This window comes from Metabacillus halosaccharovorans, assembly GCF_002019635.1.
Taxonomy (GTDB): domain Bacteria; phylum Bacillota; class Bacilli; order Bacillales; family Bacillaceae; genus Metabacillus; species Metabacillus halosaccharovorans.
In genome coordinates this window covers 2,343,925-2,363,981 of record NZ_KV917371.1, presented here as the reverse complement: position 1 = coordinate 2,363,981, position 20,057 = coordinate 2,343,925, and the positions used below count along the sequence as shown (strand labels likewise).

Genomic DNA, 20,057 nt, shown 5'->3' with positions numbered 1-20,057 from the left:
TCACATATACTGCCATTTTCACAATTAAATACCTCCTTTATTGATCTTTCTTTTGATAACGCTTACATAAAACCTACTTTATTTTTAACATTATCGCTATAATCATCAAAACAGTTAGATCAAATTAATGTATGAAAATAGGGTTCCATATAATAAAGTGATCTAGTGAACATGACATAACGTAATGATTATATAAAAAAAAATCGACAGATTACAAAGTAAAAAGAGCCGGTCTAGATAGGATGCCCTTTTTACCTTCTTTACTATCTTCATATAAAATGTTGTGGAATCACTTCTATTCATTAGATCCTGCCAAGTTTTTTAAAAGCCAGTTATAGGACTTGTCACCACATATTTCGTGCTTTCCATCAAAAAAGTGTTGATCTATCTGATTTTCCGCATTAAACCTTCTGTAAATTTCATTAATGGTTTCTAACGCTTCTTTTGCATGATTAATTGGAAATACTGTATCATTTTTTCCTGACTCAATAAACAAAGGTCTTGGTGTAAGTAACCCCAACAACTCAGGCATTTCACCTAGTTGTAAAATTCCTGGAATATAATTATCAAGGCAGTGATTTCGATCCATGATGCTGCCTTTAAATGTATTGGTATAGCCGGAAAGAACAGTGGCTTTTATCCGTTCATCGACGATTGAGGTAAAGGCTGCTACAAGACCTCCGCCAGAAAAACCAAAACAACCAATTCTGTCTTGATCAACCATATCAATCGTTTGTATGTAATCTATGACTCTTCTACATTCAAACACCCTCAATCCGGCTATCGTTTTCCCCATTAATAGCAATTGACTTGCAATTGAAAAGCATGAACTACTACTAGGCTCGCTAGATTCAGCATCTTTTGCCAGCTTTCGTTCACCAAACCCAATTAACTCTGGTACAACAACAACCATCCCTTTTTGTACAAGTTCTATTGCACAATTCGTATGAATGCCCGGCTCTCCTTCAATTTCAGTTCCATTATGATTTAACCCAACCATTTCTTTATTTCCATAGCCATGACCATGAAGAGCAAGTATGGCAGGGACTTTTGTGTTTGTTTCTTTCTTCGGGAGAAGGACATAAGTGGGACACCGTAGCTGGCCGATAGTTGTTATTTCTATTTTTAAACGCCAATATTCATCTTTTTCCGTTTTTTCTATAAGTTTAGGATTCAATGAAGTTTCTTCTGGGTATGGAAAACGACCAATCAATTGTTCAAATTTAGATTTTGTTTGTTCTTGCCATTGTTGGTCATAAACTTTTGCTTTTGGAACAGTGTCATTATATAAATTTTCAAGAAAGTCATCGGGATTTAACAAAGTGAACTCTCCTCCTTTTTCTAAACTAGTTCGTTCCATTGCGCTCCAGACACAAGATTCGCCGGGGAGGAAGTCAAGCCTCCTCGGTTTCGCCTGTGAGGTCTCGCCATTCCTCTTCTCCCGCAGGAGCCGAGTGTCTTCCGCTCCATTCCACTGTAGCTTTTTTGAAAAAATTCATAACCTACAATCTATTAGTAAAATTACTTCAATATATAAGATATTTTTCAATTGGTAAATCTAAATCTCGAATTCCTCCAACTATTAATCTTGCAACCTCAAGGGCTCCGTTTTCAGAAAAATGAGTGTTATCTTGTAGTCCATTCGGGTAATTAGAATGTTCACCTGGATCAAGCCAAAGAAAGATTTTTTTGGTGTTATCAGTACCTATGTTTTCAAAATATACTTTGCTTCTCTTTCCTAAATCGATTACTGGAACGTTTTCTTCCTTTCCTAGTTGAAGGATTGCTTCCGGATAATTGCCATGTGTTTCATTTACATTTCCATACTCATCAAAGCTTCTTCTTTGCACAGGTGTTAGTAAAATAGGTGTTGCTTTATGCTTTTTGGCTACATGAATATACTGTTTCAAATAATGTTTAAAATCTGTAAATGGATCTGTAAATCTTTCATCTGTTTTAGAATCATTATGCCCAAATTGAATAAATAGGTAATCGTTTTCCTTGATATGTTCATTAATTTTCGTTAGTCTTTTTTCTAAAATAAAGCTTTTTGAGCTTCTTCCTGATGCGGCTTCATTTGCAATGGTTATATCATCAGTAAAGAATTGGTGTAATACCTGCCCCCACCCTGCTTGTGGAGCTCTTTCTATTGGGTATGAAGAAGCAGTAGAATCACCTGCTATAAAAATGGTTGGATTTTTGTTTTGAGACATTCTCTTATCCCCCAGCTTCTGATATAGATTTTCCTATTTCCATTTTCATTCATATGTATGATGATGTCTAACCTCTCTTTAGAGATGAAACAATCATATGTTTTAATGATTACTATGTGATCTTAAGAGTATGATTAGGATTCTATGTATCAGGTATAAGATTTGTTCTATTTTCATGGATTTTGCGTATGGATAGTATGATAAATGCAGTAATTTGGAAAGGGGATTGTCATTTGTGTCACAGCATGAGAAACCTTTCATCTTCATTAAATAAGCTAATTTTTTCTATATTATTAGCCGGACATAAAACATGTCCACCTGATTGGGTCCGAAAAAATAAAAGGCCGCGTTATTACTCCCTTTGGTATGTAACAAAAGGAAGGGGAGAAGTCGTCATTAACGGGAAGAAGCATAAATTACAGCCAGGCAGACTCGTTATTTTCACTCCTCAAATGGTATGTGATAAGAAGTCATACCGTACGAATCCATTGGAATTTTATTATGTTCGTTTTTCATATGCAATGGCTTTTGAGGATAAAGATGTATGGCAATTTAAACATTCACAGGATGTACCTTTTCCGCTTAAAGGAGTTTATACAATTAGCAATCATTCCGCCGTAACGGTTTTACTTGAGCAGCTAAGCTCATTAGCAAAAAGACAAGGGACCACCGTTAATATGCAGAAAAGAATTGTTTTTGGGGAGCTGTTATTAACCTTTGTGGAAGATTTCAACTCTCAAATGATAAGCGGTGATAGCAAAAAAGCGATTGAAGGAACAATTGAGTACATGATTAATCATTATAAAAATACAATCACCCTGTCTGAACTATCTCAAATTGCCGGATTGAGTACCAGCCATTATTCCAGACTTTTCAAAAAATATATCGGCTTAAGTCCGATCGATTATTTAACACATCTACGTATCGACCGTGCAAAAGAACTACTTGTCTTATCTGATGTAAAAATAAAAGAAGTAAGCCAGACCGTTGGGTATGGTGATGAATTATATTTTAGCAGAACCTTTAAACGAATTATTGGGGTTTCCCCATCTCAATATTGTGAAGATCACAAACAGATTAGCGGAGAGCTTTCTAATCATCCAAACAAAAGGTAGAGCTTCATCCTTCAAGCCCTACCTTCAAATTTTTTCACACCCGAACTCTTGAACGATTTGCTTTGCTCTGACTCTTACATAGTTGATAATACATATTCCTCGATTTTAGAAGCTCTTGATGATTCCCCATTTCCACGATCTTCCCCTTATTTAAGACGATAATTTTATCTGCATGCTGAATGGTTGATAACCGATGGGCAATGATGATCGTGGTGCGATTTTCAGAGATTTTTCTTAATGTTTTTTGGACAACCGCTTCTGTTTCTGTATCAATATTTGCTGTTGCTTCATCAAGGATTAACACTTTAGGATTGGCAATAATTGCTCTTAAAAATGATAATAGCTGATTTTGCCCTGTAGATAATACAGTCCCTTGCTCACCTAGCACTGTTTCATATTGGTTTGGTAAAGTGTGGAAAAAGGCGTCAATGTTGACAGATTTCGCCATCTTAATGATGTCTTCATTCGTAATATCCTGCTGATTTAATCGAATATTATCAAAAACAGTTCCGGAAAAAACAAAGCTATCTTGTTGAATAATCCCGATATGTTTTCTCAGCTCTGACAGTTGAACATCCTTTATATTCACATCATCTAGGCAAATCTTTCCCTTTTGGATGTCATAAAAACGGTTAATAAGCTGAATAATCGAGCTCTTTCCTGCACCTGTTTCCCCTACAATTCCAACCGTCTCCCCAGGTTGAATATGAAAATGAATATCTTTCAACACCCATTCCTCATTCTTATAAGCAAAAGATACATGGTCAAAGCGGATTTCTCCTTTAATATCGCTCCCTAGTTTTTTCGGATTATGAGGATTAAGGATCGTTGACTTTGTGTCCAAGGTTTCAAAAATACGTTCTGCTGACGCTAGTGCAGACTGAATTTGGTTGAACTGATCAGCAAGTGCCCTTAGCGGCTCGAAAAATTGCCTAACATAATGTGTAAAGGCATACACAATACCAAAAGTTATAGCACCTTCCAAAACATTTCTTCCTCCAAACCAAACAAGTAATGCAAGAGAAAGATTACCAAAAAAACCAATGGAGGGATTAAAAATCGAATTTAAAATCGTCTGTCGCATTCCAGCTTTATAATGACGTTCATTCAACTCATTAAATTGTTCAAGCTGTTTTTCTTCTCGAACAAATAGCTGGATAATACTCATACCTGATAAATTTTCAGCAAGAAACGAATTAAGCTTTGATAAAATAAGGCGTATTTTTCGCTGTGCCTTTCTCATAACCGTTTTAAAATAAATGGTTGTAATCATAACAGCCGGTATGACAATCAAACTAACTAATGTAAGCTTTACACTCAGATGTAACATGATCAATATAATGCCTAAAAGAATAAGAATTTCCTTAATTAAGTTAACAATAACCTGTGAATATAATTGATTGAGAGCCTCTACATCATGGGTAATTCTTGTGACTAATCTTCCGATTGGATGCTTTCCATAAAAAGAAATCGACATTTTCGAAAGGTGCTTAAAAATAGTCTCTCTAATATCATATATAATTGACTGTCCAGTATATTGCAGCGTATTTTGCTGATAAAAGGTAAGAACAGCAGAACTAGCGATGAGAATAAAATAAATCGCCCCCAATATTAGCAGGCCTGTATAATCTTGGTCTCGAAATTGATTCATTTCCGCCTGACTCAAATGATTGACCGGAAATAGCTCCCCATCAATTTCTATTTGATTAGTCGATGAATGGAGTTGATATTCCTCTGCCTTTGATAATCCTTCATTCCAGCCTTGAACCAGATAATGAGTATTCTCAATTGAAACAATTGCTGCCTTCTCTAAGTCTTGGATCTCCTGTTCATTTTTAGAACCTGGTAATCTAATATATACTTTTTCTTCTAAGCTAGCCGTTTCCTGAAACTTCACATCAAGATGATTCAACCTGTTTTTCATATCATCTGCCTCATCCTGACTTACGACAACCATCGGTGAGTAGATTCCATTTATATACGTGTCTATCGCTACTTTAATAATATAAGGCTGGGCGAGGCTAGCAATGACAATCAACCCTGTGATAAAAATAGATAAGATAATTCTTTTCCAATATGGCTTTGCAAAACCAAGCATTCTTCCTAATAACTGACGGTCGCTCATATTAGCGATGTTCATTCCCCCACTTCTTTAAACGAATTGTTCTTTCGTTTGAGGTTTCCATGACCATTTCATTTGATTGCTGAACATACATATTTTTATAGATCCCATTTTTTCTAAGCAGTGTTTCATGTGTACCTTGTTCAACAATTTGCCCTTTATCCATTACAATAATTTGATCGGCATGCTGTATCGTTGAAATACGGTGACTGATCATGATCGAAGTTTTCTCCTTCATTTCCGCTTTCAAAGTGTATAGAATCCTTTCCTCCGTTTTTGCATCAACAGCACTTAAACTATCATCAAATATTAAGATGGGTGAATTTTTTATTAATGCACGAGCTATACTAACCCGTTGTCTTTGACCACCTGATAATGAAAGTCCCCTTTCCCCTAATGCCGTTTGAAAACCTTCAGTAAACCCTTGAATATCTGCATAAACTTCAGCCTGCCGAGCTGCTCGAAAAACATGTTTCGTTTGATAATCTTTTGGATCGAAGGCAATATTATCTTGAATAGTAGAAGAAAAAAGAAAGTTCGTTTGCGGGACGTATCCTATTGAAGATCTTAAAACATGAAGTGGGAGTTTTCGTATATCGTATTGATCAATAAAAATGGTGCCTTTAGGTGGATTATATAGTCGTAATAGAAGATTGACTAAGGTCGATTTCCCACTGCCAATTTTCCCAACAATTCCTAAACTTGTTCCTTTTTTAATTGATAAATTAATATTATGAAGAGCTTCTAGTTGGCTGTTTGGATACTGAAAGGATAGATTTTTGATATCAATGTCTCCACTCAGAGCCATAACAGGAATAACATCTCTTTCATCTTTAATGGCTGGCTCTGTAGCAAGCACTTCAGATAATCGTTGATCAGCAGCTTTTCCTTGTTGAAATAAATTGATCACTTTTCCAAGGTTTTCTATTGGTGAAATAAGCAGGGACAGGTATGTATTAAATGCAACAAATTCTCCAAGCGTAATCGTACCCCGCATGACCAAAATAGAGCCAAACACGATAGATAGTAAGTAACTAAGTCCTACAATTCCCTGACTAAGTGAAGTGAAAAGTGAATTTGCACGGATCAGTTGTTGATTCGCCTTTATGTTTTGATCATTTTCCTTCATAAACTTTTTCATTTCTTCCTGCTCTTGAACATACGTTTTAATGACCCTTATTCCGGTACAAAACTCTTGCACACGGCTTGTTATCGTACCGATGGCTTCCTGCACCTTCGTTGAATGCATGCGAATTTTTATTCGGAAACGGTAGGCCAGGTATGTTAAGGCCGGCAATGGAATGAAGACGAGTAAAGTAAGGTACAAATTAATCGTACCTGCCATAAGGAAAATACCAATCGTTATTAAAATAAATGCTTCAATCATTTGAAAAACACCTTGCATCCCAATTTGACGAAGCACATTCACATCGTTTACAGCATGAGCCATCAGATTACCGATTCTTTGATTTTGATAATATTCCGCAGGAAGCTTCTCCCAATGTTGAAATAACCGGGTACGCAAATCACGTTCAAGCATTCTTGATAAACGGAAAATATAAATGCGGCCGCAAGAACGAAAAACGAAAATTCCCAGACCTAACCAAATAAAGTAAACAGCTAACTCCATCAGATCACTTGCTGTGATCGTGGCATATTGAATTCCATTCGTAAACTCCTCTAACACCAAAGGAACCATTAATTGAAGAGCCAGAGAAATTGTTAATAACACTGCTCCCAGCATATACTCCCATTTGTGTTGGAGAAAATACTCCGTAAATAGCGATCGCTTTTTCACCAAACCCCACCTTCTTACTTATAGTAGTGTTAAGGTTACTCCTTCTTTAAGTAATTAACAATGGATTTCCACATCATGTTATATGGATTATTTTGCTCTGCAGAAAGACTGCTGTTAGTCATTACGGTTTTATCAATCACTTTTGATGGTGATTACGGTTACATTTTATAGGATTCGACCAACTTCTTTTGTGATTACGATTACATTTAGCAGAATTCAACCAACCTCCGAGCAAAGTACTCCTTTTCAACCACTTTTTACGATGATTACGGTTACATTTCATGCAATTCGACCAACTTCAAGCGTGATTACGGTTACATTTAAGATAATTCAACCAAACTTTAAGTCTCCGCATCTTCTTCAACCCTTTTCCAGCCCTTCTATGTTCCTATTCAATACATCAACTGCATTAACATCTGATGAAAACCCTAATTCCTCCCATGCATTTTCTGTTGACCATGGTTTATTCGGGTTATCGGAAACACCGTAATAAGTTCCGTATTTTACCGTCGATTGAAGAGCCAAGTGAAAAAGCTGTATCGTATCCTCATGTGATAGTAAGGTATGGTGCAATCTTTGTTGTTTTTTTACTGATTCATATTCATCCTTTAATACACTGCCGATTCGTAAGTTGATGACAGACAAATTATTTTCTTTTTCTCCTGCAAAGATATGTCCTATATTTTCTGATGCAAGCTTTAATACACCGTATAGTCCTCTTGAAAAAGGGTAATCATGAATTGTAATTTTTCTATCTAATGTTGAACGTCCATCTTTTTCATAGTAATCTGTTGCGTGATTGCTGCTTGCATAGACGAGCTTCTTTATTCCTAGTGCAACGGCTGCGTGTAATAGATAAAATGAAGCTACAAAGTGTATGTTTGTCATTTTATGAAATTGGTCAATATTCTTTAAATCATCTTTTGATTTAATCGTTAATAAGTTTATAATTGCTTCCGTATCTTTTGGTATATTATCCAGTAAGTCTTGATAGTTTGTTGCATCTACTTCAATAGCATGACATGGTAATGAAGTAGAGTGTACATTTTTATCAAGAATAACAAAGTCATATGTATCAGACAGACCGTTCACTAATATACTTCCTATTGTCCCTGCTCCACCGATGATCGTTACCTTCTTTTTCATTCTTTCACCTACTTTTAGACGTTTTAGTTATAGAGTGTGAAATATGGTCGATATCATACTCTTACCCCAAAAAAACCCTTTCATAACTTTTCAGCTGAAAGGGCCTTATCACATTATTTTAATCTTTCGAAGGTTTACTTGTTTCAATCAGTCTCCAATTTTGAGATCCCTCAGGATTTTTTTCGTTAATTTCCACAACTGTTCCATCTTCATTACTGTCTTTAGGAACTTCTAATACTTTCCCACTATTAACTGCATTGAAGGTGTATGTGCCATCTGGATTTGGAGTTAGGTACCATTGTTGATTTCCATAACCAAAGTATTCCCAAATTTGCACGTCATCACCATTTGAAATTCCCGATGCATCGAGAACTTTATTGCTTTTGGAGGACATAACCTTATAGCTGCCTGATTGATTTCTTTCCATATTCCAAATTTGTTCTATCGCATCTTTCTTCTGTTGAATATTTACTTTCGATCCATTTGATGTCCCCTCAACAGATAATACCTTCCCGCTTTTTGCATCTACAATATGAAAGGATGCTTTACTTTCTACTATTGTTGTTCCCACCACTTTTCCATTTTTCGTAGTAGCAGTAATCATTGATCTTCCATGTCCAACTATTTTAATCTCAGAATTGTTATGATCTATTTTTTTCACTTCAACGATGGATGGATTGCTTGATCTCCAGTTTAATTTTTGATTTTTATCAGAATAAGGAAGCCCAACCGCTGAGAGCTTATGTGTCTCACCTACTCTTAGTGCAAGCTTTTGGTGATCCATAACGATCCTGTTAGTTGTCGTACTGTTATTTGATGCTTCCTTCCAAATTCCTCTTAATGGATAAATTTCCAATGATAAAATTTTCACATCGCCACCTTTTGAATAGAAGCTCATTTCATCACTGGCACCGTCCGGAAAGATAACATTTGAGAACACGGCCTGACCGTCATTCACAAATACTTCTGCAGATGATTCATCTACATACATTCGCATTTTTATTCGATTATTATCTGGTTTGACGTTCGTTTCATGTCGTGTAGAAAATTTCTCAGAAAAGTCGGTTTCTCCAGATTTTGATCGATCAAAGAACGCTTTTGAATTTGTTACATTGTAGCCAACATCTGTTTGTTGTGTATCTGATTTTCTTAGCCGAAACCCAAATTCCTCCGCTCTGTTATTTTCCGGTAATTCAATTTCCGCTACGATTTCAAATGCTGTAGCCCTCATTTCTGAGAGTAAGTTAGCCGTATTAGGTTTTACAAGCTTGTTACTCCAGGATGTATGACTTCCTCTTAACTGTTTTAATTCTTCTATCGGTTGTTGAACTAAACGAACACCTTCACCAGGTACAGTTTTTAACATCACTTCACGTGGTATTGACATTTGTCCCTGCCAAGGAGAAGTCGGGAAGCTAAATGGGTAATCCCAGTTACTCATCCATCCTAAAGAAATTCTTCGACCATCTGAAGCTGGGATATCAGAAAAAGACATCGCAGCATACATTTCTTTTCCAAATTCATTTTTTAAGACAACACCAGCTGGATGGTCACTTACGAATTGTTTTCCATCAAACGTTCCGATAAAGTACTCAGAATCAGAGCCGTTTGTATTTGGATTTGCCCCGGTACTGATTGAGAGTACCCACTTTTTCTTTCCGTTATCACCATCAACAGGAAGCTGAAAAAAGTCCGGACATTCCCATACTCCGCCTCTGACATAATCTCCATAGCCAAATGAGTCAATCATCTCCCAATTCAATAAATCCTTAGACGTAAAGAAACGAATATGATCTCCACCTGAAATGACCATCACCCATTGATTATGGTCCTCATCCCAAACAACTTTCGGATCACGGAAGTCCCAGCCTTCCCCACCGTAGAATTCACCTATATTCGGTATGATCGGATTTCCATCATAAAACTCCCATGTTCTTCCTTTATCCCGACTATAAGCTACACCAACCTTTTGATCACCATTATGTTTAGCTGGATTAAAAGATGTATAAAAAGCAATTAATCCCGAGCCTTCTTCATTAAATAAACCTGAAACATTATCCTTATCCACAACAGCAGAACCGGACCATGCATGCCCCATTTCATTCCAAGGAATAGCGATAGGTAATCGCTTCCAATGAACTAAATCTGTACTAACTGCATGTGCCCATTTACCACCATCTTGGTGAAAAAGATGGTATTCCCCTTCATAATAAACCAAGCCATTCGGATCGCTGGCTGCACCTCTGGCCTGTGTATAATGATACTGAGGTCGATAGAGCTCTTCATAATATTGATCGAATTTGGTTGCATAAACATGTTGAAAATATGCTGAACCATTATACACATTTAAACCAAATTTCCCACTGGAATATGTTGAATCTTGTTCTGCGATCACAGGCACCGCATATCCATCTAAATACACGTTCATTGTTGGACCTTTTGCATGGATCTCAAAATGATAGGTCTTACCTGTTTCAATCTTTCTCTCAGCAAGGCCAATTGTTCGATCTCCGCGTAGATCTAATAAACGGACCTGATTTAAATTAGGATCCAGCTTTATCATATACCCTTTTGTTGCATCTGAATTTGCACGAAAAACAATGCCGGCAGTACCATATGGAGTCGAAGGATCTACCTTTAAATCACCTTCCAAAATAAAATCCGCTTCCTCGGATTCTGCCATATAATAAGTGTTTTCTGATTCAGGACTTTTGCCCATAATCCCTTCAAAATGTGGAAGCCATTCCCCATTATGTGTTTGCCATCCCTCTAAGTTCGTAGATACATCACTCACCTGAATATTCTGAAACACAACATTTCCATTACTAACCTTAAGCCCTACTAGACCTTGATCATAGATTGGATCTTGAGCCGTAATAATCGGATTGGAGCTATTCTGCCAGAATATATGTAATGATTTTCCTATCGCTTTTACTCTAATGTGATAAAGCGATCCTGTATCAATCGTTTCGTTATAATGTGAAATAACTTTATTACGTTTTGTATCCACCAGTCGAATTTGATCTTTATCAGCATCTATTTGCAAGCCATATCCTTGCAAACCTTTTTGATCTGCTCTAAAAAGTAATGTTCCGATACCACTTTTGTCATTAATCATCACATTCGCTTCAAAGTTAAAATCGGTTACCTTTGTTTTTGTTAAAGCATAGATGTTTTCATTTAATCTAGCATTCCCTGCTAACCCTTGTGTAGTTGCCGACCATTGATCTGTCATTGCCCATTCGGTTAGATTTGTTTTCACCTCATGAACAAAAACTTGACTAAATTCTGCTGTACCATGATCAATGTTAAAGCCGGTAAATCCTTTTGAATGTTTAAAATCTTTTATATCGGCAACGATTCTATCATTCAAGAATACTTTAATTGATGGACCATCCGCTGCTATTTTTATCTTATAAGTGACATCTTCTTTTAACTGCTTCTTTATTTGCTCTCCAATACGTTTACCTGAGTTAATATCAACTAATTGAACACTGTTTTTCTTTGAATCTATACGTAGCATGTATCCTTCCGTTCCCATTTTATTTGCTCTAAAAACAAGTGAGCCGGAAGATGAGGACTTAAGTTTCACCGTTGCTTCATAGATAAATAAATTTCCGACCTCTGTTGATGATAAGATGAGTCCTGGTTGTTTCTTATCACTCTTTCCTCTGATTACACCATTATTCTCCTGCATCCAGGAACCGGTTATAGGTATATATCCAAAGATTGCTGCATTTTGTTCTGTTGCCTGTACTTGAAAATGCTGATCCATATAAATGATTGAAAAAACAAATACAAGCAGAATCACGAGCTTCGTCTTTTTAATATTCTTCATTCATCACAGCTCCTTTAATATAGTAAACGCTTTCATTAATTTGCAATAGAAAAGGGATTAAGGCAACGTTCCTTCATCCCTTTCATATTCACTTCATGTCCTCTCATACACAAAAATTGGATTGTAATTTAGACACAGCAGATATTGCCCCTATTTGAGTACATGTAAATGCCCCAATCTTATTGCTAAATAAAATGATATCTTTTAAGTCTTGAAAAGAATGGACGATATCATGGGGATTTTTCTTTTTTGCGATTTGAAATAAAGCAGCTCCTACAAATGTATCACCGGCTCCGGTTGAATCTATCGCATTTACTTCAATACTTGGAATAAGCTCTTTTCTGTTTCCATTCGATACAAGAGTCCCGGTCTTTCCTAATGTAACGGATATAATGGATGCTCCTAATTGATGAAGGTCATCTATTCCTGCTCTTACATCATGTTTTTCCGTGATAATCCCTATTTCCTCTTCACTTACCTTCACAAAATCAGCTAAAGCGATCGCTTCTTTAGTGAATTCGATAAATTGCGGTCTGCGTTCTTTCCATAAATCTTTTCTATAATTAGGATCGAACGAAATAAACTTCCTATCTTTTTTTGCTCGTTTCATCATATTCAGATATGTGCTGCGGAAGGGATCTTCCAATAGTGCAGTCGCAGATCCGAAATGAATAATTTCTGCTTGGTTAAATGCCGTTTTGTCTATTTCCTGTTCATGGAGATACGCATCTGCTCCCCGGTTAAAGACGAAGTCACGTTCACCATTACCTTGTAAGGATACAAAGGCCAGTGTGGTCGGATGCTCTCTATCAAATAAAAGCATGGATGTATCAACATTCACGGTATCCAGTGTTTTTTTCAAGAAATACCCAAATGGATCAGCCCCAACCTTTCCACAAAACATGGCATCTCCACCCAAAGATGCAATCGTCGCACATACATTGGCAGGGGCTCCGCCGGCTTGTTTTTCAAAATTTAGTCCGTCTATTAAATCAATGTTCACGTCTTTACAGAAAAAATCAATCAATAATTCACCTATACAAATAATTGAATGCCCTATTGTGTTCAACCTCCTTAACCTACTCAGACCCAAATGGATGTAAGTTTTGTTAATTGCAGAGAGTGGATTTTTACACTTCCACGCTGTGATGATAATTCTAGTTTTTTACTTCCTTCCGTTGGAAAAAATAAACTAGTAACTGCTGCGATTCCATCATTTGCAAATACTTCAATTGATGAAGTATCAAGGAAGACTTGCAGTTTTATCCTGTTATGAACCATTGATAATGGTGCATGTTGTATGGCTCGAAAGGAAGATGAGAAGCTGTGTTCACCTGAGTTTGTGCGATCAACAGTTAATTCTTCCTTTTCTGTGTCATATCGAATCAGCGTTTCTTCTGTATTTGAATGTTTAATCACACAATCAATGACCGAGGAATCTATGTTTTCAACTTCTATATTTATTTCCTGTAAAGCATCATCAAGAGTAATAGATAGCGGGTGAGTGTTGACTATTACCTCTTCATCATGATGAAAACCATTTTCTCTTAAACTGTTTACTTCTGTTACAGGTTTTTGAATTAATCGAATTCCATTAGTAGTTGAAACTAAGTTTAATTCTCTTGGCAGTGTCATCGCTCCTCGCCAATCAGTCGTTGGAACAAGATTGGCATATCTCCAATTGCTCATCCATCCGAGATAAATTCTTCTACCATCTGACTCAGGGATATCTGACCAACTAACACCTGCATAATTATCTCTGCCATAGTCAAGCCATAACACGTTTTTTGCATCGTTATCATTTTTAAAAGTGGTCCCATCAAAATCTCCAATAAAATATTGAGTTCTTGAACCTTCACTAAACTCACCGGTATCACCAATACTTACGATCATGACCCACTTCTGATTGCTGGGATCTTGATCAACCTGTAACGGAAAGAGATCAGGACATTCCCAGAATCCCGCATGTGAGCCATCATGGTCCCCAAATTGACTCGCAAATTCCCAATCTATTAAGTTTGAAGATGTATACAAGGTAACGCATTGCCCTGTTGCAAGAATCATGATCCATTTACTTGTAGGCTCATGCCAAAATACTTTAGGATCACGGTAATCGGTCATTGAAGGATCTGATAACACAGGATTTCCTTCGTATTTTATCCACGTTCTCCCCTTGTCATGGCTATAGGCTATACTTTGTCTCTGACGGACTGAATCTGTCTCCGGAAAGGTGTCATGGTGCGTAAAGATCGCTACTAAACCAGGCTCGTCGTCAAAAAATCCTGTTGTATTATTCCAGTCTACAACGGCACTGCCTGAAAAAATGGTACCATGCTCATCAGGATACAGGGCAACCGGCAAATGCTCCCAATGGATTAAATCCTTACTCACCGCATGCCCCCAGTGCATTGGCCCCCATATTGTGTCTGATGGATGGTATTGATAAAACAAATGGTATTCACCTTCAAAATACACCATTCCATTCGGGTCATTCATCCACTTTTCTTCCGGAGAAAAGTGGAATTGCGGGCGGTACTTTTCAGTTAATTTTTGAGTCATTGTTTACAGCTCCTTTTATATGAATTTTTTACGATTGGAAGAGTAATCTATCAAATTTCAACTTTCAACTTTCACCAATATTCTATCAATCGACAGATTTCGCCCCCCATCCACAAAAGAGGCTAATTGTTAGCCTCCCTATATTTTTAAGATTGATTTCGATCATATCCCGTTTGTTTAATTTCCAACCACTCTTGTAGACCTAAACGATCAAGCTCTGCTAAATATTCATTCCACTCTTCTTCTACTTTTCCATTTGTCATCCATTCCGCTCTTTTTCTATTAACATAAGCGAATAAATCTGTTTCAATTTCTGAAAGTTTATCCAGCTCTTCTAGTGAGAAAAACACTTTTGGATACGTGTTTTCTGCTTTCATATGTGGGACCATTACTTCTTTCATTAAGTCCAGTCTCCATGCAGCATCATCTGGTTTTGTTGTAACTTGGTCATAATATTCATCTAGGATCGCCAAAGGTCCGTTAATGCTTGTTTTTTGGCGTACTTCAACAGGTGCCGCTCCTTCTAATGGCAAATGCTTTAACATACCAGCTGCTTCATCAAATTCAAAAATATTTTGTTGTGATTCATCACCATATGTCCCCCAGTTGTTTTGGACAGATTGATGTGGGTCATATAATTGATCAATCCACTTGGCTGTAAGTTCCAGGTTTTTATTTGCACTTGTAATGACCATTCTTCCGCGGTCAAAGCCCATACCATTTGTTCTTGCCACATTCACATGACCATCAGGACCTGCTAATGGAGACATTAGCTCATATTTTTCATTCATACCTGTAATATTTGCTTTATCCCAAGTGAAATACATGCCATAACGTTCATCTTTTCCTTTGGCTAAATAGTTATTCCAATCATGTTCAAATGCTTCTACATCTATTAATCCTTCTTTATATAAATCACTAAAATAGGAGATTGCTTCTTTGTAGCCTTCATCTGCAGCTGTAAATAATACTTCACCTTCATTGCTTACAACTGTATGATCCCAGTTGTCCCCAAGTCCAAAAGAGCCGAATAAAAAGGCCGGATCCTCACCGCCGTGATTAATAATAAATGACATCGGAATTTCGTCTGCTTCACCATTTCCATTTGGATCCTGTGTTTTAAAAGCTTTCAGTACTTCTTTTAATTCCTCTATTGTTGTTGGCATTTCCAATCCTAATTTGTCTAACCACTCGACATTAATCCACGGAAAATCATCAACAGAGTGAATATTTTCTTTCCCTGTACCTAGTTCTTCAATCCATGGAAAAGAATAAATATGCCCGTCAGGAGCCGTCATCATGGCTCTATATTCAGGTGCTGCTTCTAGTACTTTTTGAAGATTTGGCATGTATTGATCGATCAAATCTTCAACAGGAATAATGGCCCCATCTTTTGCTAGTTTTAATAAATCATAGTCTCCATAACCGGCATCCATAATTGCGTCAGGGAGATCTCCACTTGCTATCGCTAAATTTCTTTTTTCTACAAATACATCATTTGTGTAGTTCTTCCATTCAACATTAACCCCTGTTTTTTCTTCTAATCTTTGATAAATTAATTTTTCATTTGGATCTTTTGGTGCTAAGGGTGAACTTTGTGTCAAAAATTTAAGTGTGACCTCTTCTTTTAATGGAAAGGAGATATCAGAAAGCTCGTAGTCTTCAGAAGAAGAGACATTTTTACTGCTGCAGCCGGATAACAGCAACATCGCAACAGCAGTAGAGTAGACCATTTTTTTTACATGTTTCATAAACTTACCCCCAAAATAGTAGATTTATTATTTATCTCTAATTGATTCATTATTTTAATGAACCAACCATAACACCCTTTTCAAAATACTTTTGGAAAAATGGATACATTACTATTAACGGTAGACTTGAGATAACAATAGCTGAGTACTTAATCATTTCAGATACTTTTGCCAATTCAGCCATAGCAAGCTGATCACTTATCATTCCAGGTTCAGCCTGGTTTTGAATTAAGATTGATCTTAAAACCAGTTGAAGTGGATGCAGGTTTGGATCTTCAAGATAAATCATGGCATCAAAATATGAGTTCCACTGGCCAACAAAAGCATAAAGGGCCAGTACAAAGATGATCGGTTTAGAAAGCGGTAACACAATTTTGAAAAAGATAAGTAAATCTGAAGCCCCATCAACCTTTGCTGCTTCATGTAATTCATGTGGAATTCCCTTGAAATAGGTTCTTGCCAGGATAATATTCCACACATTCACAGCTCCGGGGAGCAAAATCGCCCAAATCGTATTTAACATTCCTAAATCTTTGACAACTAAATAAGTAGGAATCAATCCTCCACTAAAAAACATTGTGATAAGGAATAGCGTCATAAATACATTTTTTCCTACAAAACCCTGAACTGATAAAGGAAAAGCCGCAAATACAGAGACAACAACTGTAATAATTGAAAACCCAACAGAGTATAGAATGGCATTTAAAAACCCTCTCACCATCGCATCATCTGATAATATCCGCTTGTACCCCTCAAGACTCCAATCAGAGATATTAAAAGATAAACCTTTGTTCAGTAAAACTGTAGGGTCCATAAAGGATGCAATAACGACGTAAACCAAGGGAACTAAAACAACGAGAACCGCTAAACATAAGAAAATACTATTTAAAGATAAAATCATTCGATCTATTCGTGTGTGCTTAATCATTGTAAAATCCTCCTTTCAACCTAATATAGTCCTTCACCTTCATTTAACTTTTTCACAACGAAATTCACGACAACGAGCAATATGACATTAATAACAGAATTAAAGAGTCCAACAGCTGTTGAATAAGCATAATCCCCGGCTTGTAATCCTACTTTATAAACATAGGTTGGAAGAATCTCAGATGCCGGTATATTCATCGAAGTTTGCATTAAGTAAGCCTTCTCAAAACCAATCGCCATAATTCCACCTGCGCCTAGAATGAAAATAATCGCCATTAGCGGTTTCAACGTTGGCAAATCAATATGAATGATTCGCTGTAAAATATTTGCACCATCAATTGTTGCTGCATTATGAAGCTCAGGGTCAACATTTGCTAATGCTGCCACATAAACGATGGACGACCAGCCTGCCGCTTGCCAAATTCCAGACAAAATATAAATTGATCTGAAGTATTCCGGCTCTGACATGAACATAACGGGCTTTCCAGTCATAAATGAAATGATATGATTAATTGGTCCTGTAGGAGATAAGAAAATAAAGAGCATCCCGACTATAACAACAACTGAAATAAAGTTTGGTGCATACAGAATCAGTTGAGCATTTTTCTTAATGGCGTTTCTTCTAACTTGATTTAGCATCAAGGCTAAAATAATCGGAACTGGAAAACCAAGTAGTAATCCGTACAAGCTAAGCTTAAGGGTACTCATAAAAATGACTTCAAAATTTGGAGAGGTTAGAAAATCCTCAAAATGCTTAAATCCTACCCACTCACTTCCTAAAATTCCTTTAATCGTACTAAAATCTTTAAAGGCAATGATTGCTCCGTACATGGGAACATACTTAAAAACAATCGTAAGAATAACAGCGGGAGCAATAAGTAAGTAAAGGAAATAATTCTTTTTGATATACTCAATATTGCTTTTAAGTTTTGTGTTTTTCACAGCCTGAACTGGTAGTTGGGTATCACTCTTCACATTTGTTAAATCTTGCAATCTATTAACCCCCTTTAGAAAATGAAATGACTTTTTAATTAGTTGTAACCGGGTTCGGTAAGCGATTTCAAAAATTACTGTAAAACCAAATCCCTTCAACATTTTGTTTCGTCATTCTTTTTTCTTATCTTTGTGATTTCAACTATATCAAATGGTTAAAAGGGATTATTTTAATATCTTTGGATCTTGATATATAAAATTTTTGGATTCTTACACAACAAAAAGAGGTTGTCCATAAGACAACCTCACTCACTACTTTTAACATCTTGTAAACTCTTATTTATTTTTTCAACTGCTTCATTTGCAGATGATTCTACATCCTTTCCACCTATACCAACATCTTCAAATAGATCCTTTATGGCATCACTGATTACAGGATACACTGGAGTAACCGGCCGATTTTTTGAAAAGTTTTGGGTTTGTTGAACAAAAATGTTTTTCGGATAATTATTAAGTTCCGGAAATTCTTCTGCTACCGAGTATCTTGCAGGCAAGTCTCCTGTCATTTCGACATATTTCACTGACCCCTCAAAGCTTGTTATATATTTAATAAATTCCCATGCTTCCAGAGGGTGCTTGGATTTTGTTGAAATCCCAAGAGCCCATCCTCCATTTGGAGTAACTTGATACGCTTCTTTAGGTAATGGTGCAACTCCAAAGTCTTCTCCTAACTTAAATTCCGGAAAGTTCTTTTCAAAATCAGCTAAAGTCCAAGAGCCCATTACAGACATAGCAAGATGCCCTGAGACAAACGGATCCGGCGGCAATTCAACAGCAGCCACTTTATGTGTATGATAAAGATTTTGATAAAATTGTAATGCCTCTAAAGCTTGATCAGAATTTAAATATCCATCTGCTGTATTTGCCTCCAGGTCTAACACATCTGAACCAAATTGCCATAATAGCGGGAGCTTAAAATAAGCTGGAGATTCTCCGTCGCTAAATCCTTGGGCAGGATCTATTCCAAAGACCTCATGAGTTGGATCATTGAGTTTTTTAGCAATTTCCAGCACCTTTGTCCATGTCAAAGGTTTATGCGGATCTTGTGAAGGTAATGGAATGCCGGCTTGCTTGAACAAACGGATATTATAAAATAATGCGACTCCGGATTCAACTACCGGTGATAAATAGATTTCGCCGTTATACTTTAAACCTTCCATGGTAGAAGGTGGAATATCATCAATATTACCTTCTGATTTCATCCATTGGTCGATAGACAATAGCGAACCGGAATGTGCATAAAGAGCAAGGTTAGGACTATCTATTGACATAATATCCGGAGGACTGCCTGCTGCAATTTCAGTTCGTAACCTTAATTCATAATCTCCATAAGGAACTGAAACCATATTGATTTCTATGTGAGGATGTTCCTTCTCAAATGATGTAATTAGCTTCTTATAAGCATCATTCTCTGATTTTGTTCCATAATTTCTCCAAAACTGAAGTTGAATTTTTTCTTGACTCTCCTCTTGGATATTATTCTGGTCTTTAGTATAAGTAAGAAAAAGAGAAAAGAGGTATCCGGCACTCGCTATTATGAAAAGAATAAAACCAATAATGACAACTCTTTTTTTCATAGCATTTCCTTCCTAAGC

The 20,057-nt window shown here is 36.6% G+C and carries 13 protein-coding genes; 1 reads left to right on the top strand and 12 read right to left on the bottom strand.

The features are described from left to right. Positions 1-295: 295 nt before the first annotated feature. Together BK577_RS11300 and BK577_RS11295 are read right to left on the bottom strand one after the other, a co-directional pair. Positions 296-1,321, bottom strand: coding sequence for an alpha/beta hydrolase family protein (locus BK577_RS11300; RefSeq protein WP_078432968.1), 1,026 nt, complete (start codon positions 1,319-1,321; stop codon positions 296-298). Between the two features lie 205 nt (positions 1,322-1,526). Continuing rightward, positions 1,527-2,213 (bottom strand): rhamnogalacturonan acetylesterase, encoded by a 687-nt coding sequence (locus BK577_RS11295; RefSeq protein ID WP_078432967.1) that lies wholly within the window; start codon positions 2,211-2,213, stop codon positions 1,527-1,529. 188 nt (positions 2,214-2,401) lie between these two features. Between BK577_RS11295 and BK577_RS11290 the strand changes: the two genes are divergently transcribed. Beyond that, entirely contained in the window at positions 2,402-3,328 is a 927-nt protein-coding gene (locus tag BK577_RS11290) for an AraC family transcriptional regulator (RefSeq protein WP_245823463.1), read from the top strand. Positions 3,329-3,362: 34 nt separating this feature from the next. Here the strand turns inward: BK577_RS11290 and BK577_RS11285 are convergent, their stop codons facing one another. From BK577_RS11285 to BK577_RS11240, 10 genes are all read right to left on the bottom strand, one after another. Further along, the gene (locus BK577_RS11285) at positions 3,363-5,468 is read right to left on the bottom strand and encodes an ABC transporter ATP-binding protein (protein ID WP_078432966.1); all 2,106 of its coding nucleotides are present in this window, start codon (positions 5,466-5,468) and stop codon (positions 3,363-3,365) included. After that, positions 5,455-7,248, bottom strand: coding sequence for an ABC transporter ATP-binding protein (locus BK577_RS11280; protein WP_078432965.1), 1,794 nt, complete (start codon positions 7,246-7,248; stop codon positions 5,455-5,457). The genes BK577_RS11285 and BK577_RS11280 overlap by 14 nt, the downstream gene beginning before the upstream one ends. 360 nt (positions 7,249-7,608) lie before the next feature. Continuing rightward, positions 7,609-8,394, bottom strand: coding sequence for an NAD-dependent epimerase/dehydratase family protein (locus tag BK577_RS11275; RefSeq protein ID WP_078432964.1), 786 nt, complete (start codon positions 8,392-8,394; stop codon positions 7,609-7,611). A gap of 118 nt (positions 8,395-8,512) precedes the next feature. Continuing rightward, positions 8,513-12,232 (bottom strand): GH32 C-terminal domain-containing protein, encoded by a 3,720-nt coding sequence (locus BK577_RS11270; RefSeq protein WP_078432963.1) that lies wholly within the window; start codon positions 12,230-12,232, stop codon positions 8,513-8,515. Between the two features lie 103 nt (positions 12,233-12,335). Beyond that, on the bottom strand, positions 12,336-13,301 hold the full coding sequence (locus tag BK577_RS11265) for a carbohydrate kinase family protein (RefSeq protein WP_425435929.1): 966 nt from the start codon (positions 13,299-13,301) through the stop codon (positions 12,336-12,338). 14 nt (positions 13,302-13,315) lie between these two features. Further along, positions 13,316-14,791, bottom strand: a complete 1,476-nt coding sequence (locus BK577_RS11260) for a glycoside hydrolase family 32 protein (RefSeq protein ID WP_078432962.1) — start codon at positions 14,789-14,791, stop codon at positions 13,316-13,318. Positions 14,792-14,937: 146 nt separating this feature from the next. Next, positions 14,938-16,542 carry an ABC transporter substrate-binding protein gene (locus BK577_RS11255; RefSeq protein ID WP_078432961.1) on the bottom strand — a complete coding sequence of 535 codons (1,605 nt, stop codon included), beginning with the start codon at positions 16,540-16,542 and terminating at the stop codon, positions 14,938-14,940. Positions 16,543-16,591: 49 nt separating this feature from the next. Beyond that, on the bottom strand, positions 16,592-17,470 hold the full coding sequence (locus BK577_RS11250) for a carbohydrate ABC transporter permease (protein ID WP_078432960.1): 879 nt from the start codon (positions 17,468-17,470) through the stop codon (positions 16,592-16,594). Positions 17,471-17,490: 20 nt separating this feature from the next. Beyond that, positions 17,491-18,411, bottom strand: coding sequence for an ABC transporter permease (locus tag BK577_RS11245; protein WP_245823505.1), 921 nt, complete (start codon positions 18,409-18,411; stop codon positions 17,491-17,493). 296 nt (positions 18,412-18,707) lie between these two features. Further along, on the bottom strand, positions 18,708-20,039 hold the full coding sequence (locus BK577_RS11240; protein ID WP_078432958.1) for an ABC transporter substrate-binding protein: 1,332 nt from the start codon (positions 20,037-20,039) through the stop codon (positions 18,708-18,710). Positions 20,040-20,057: the final 18 nt, after the last annotated feature.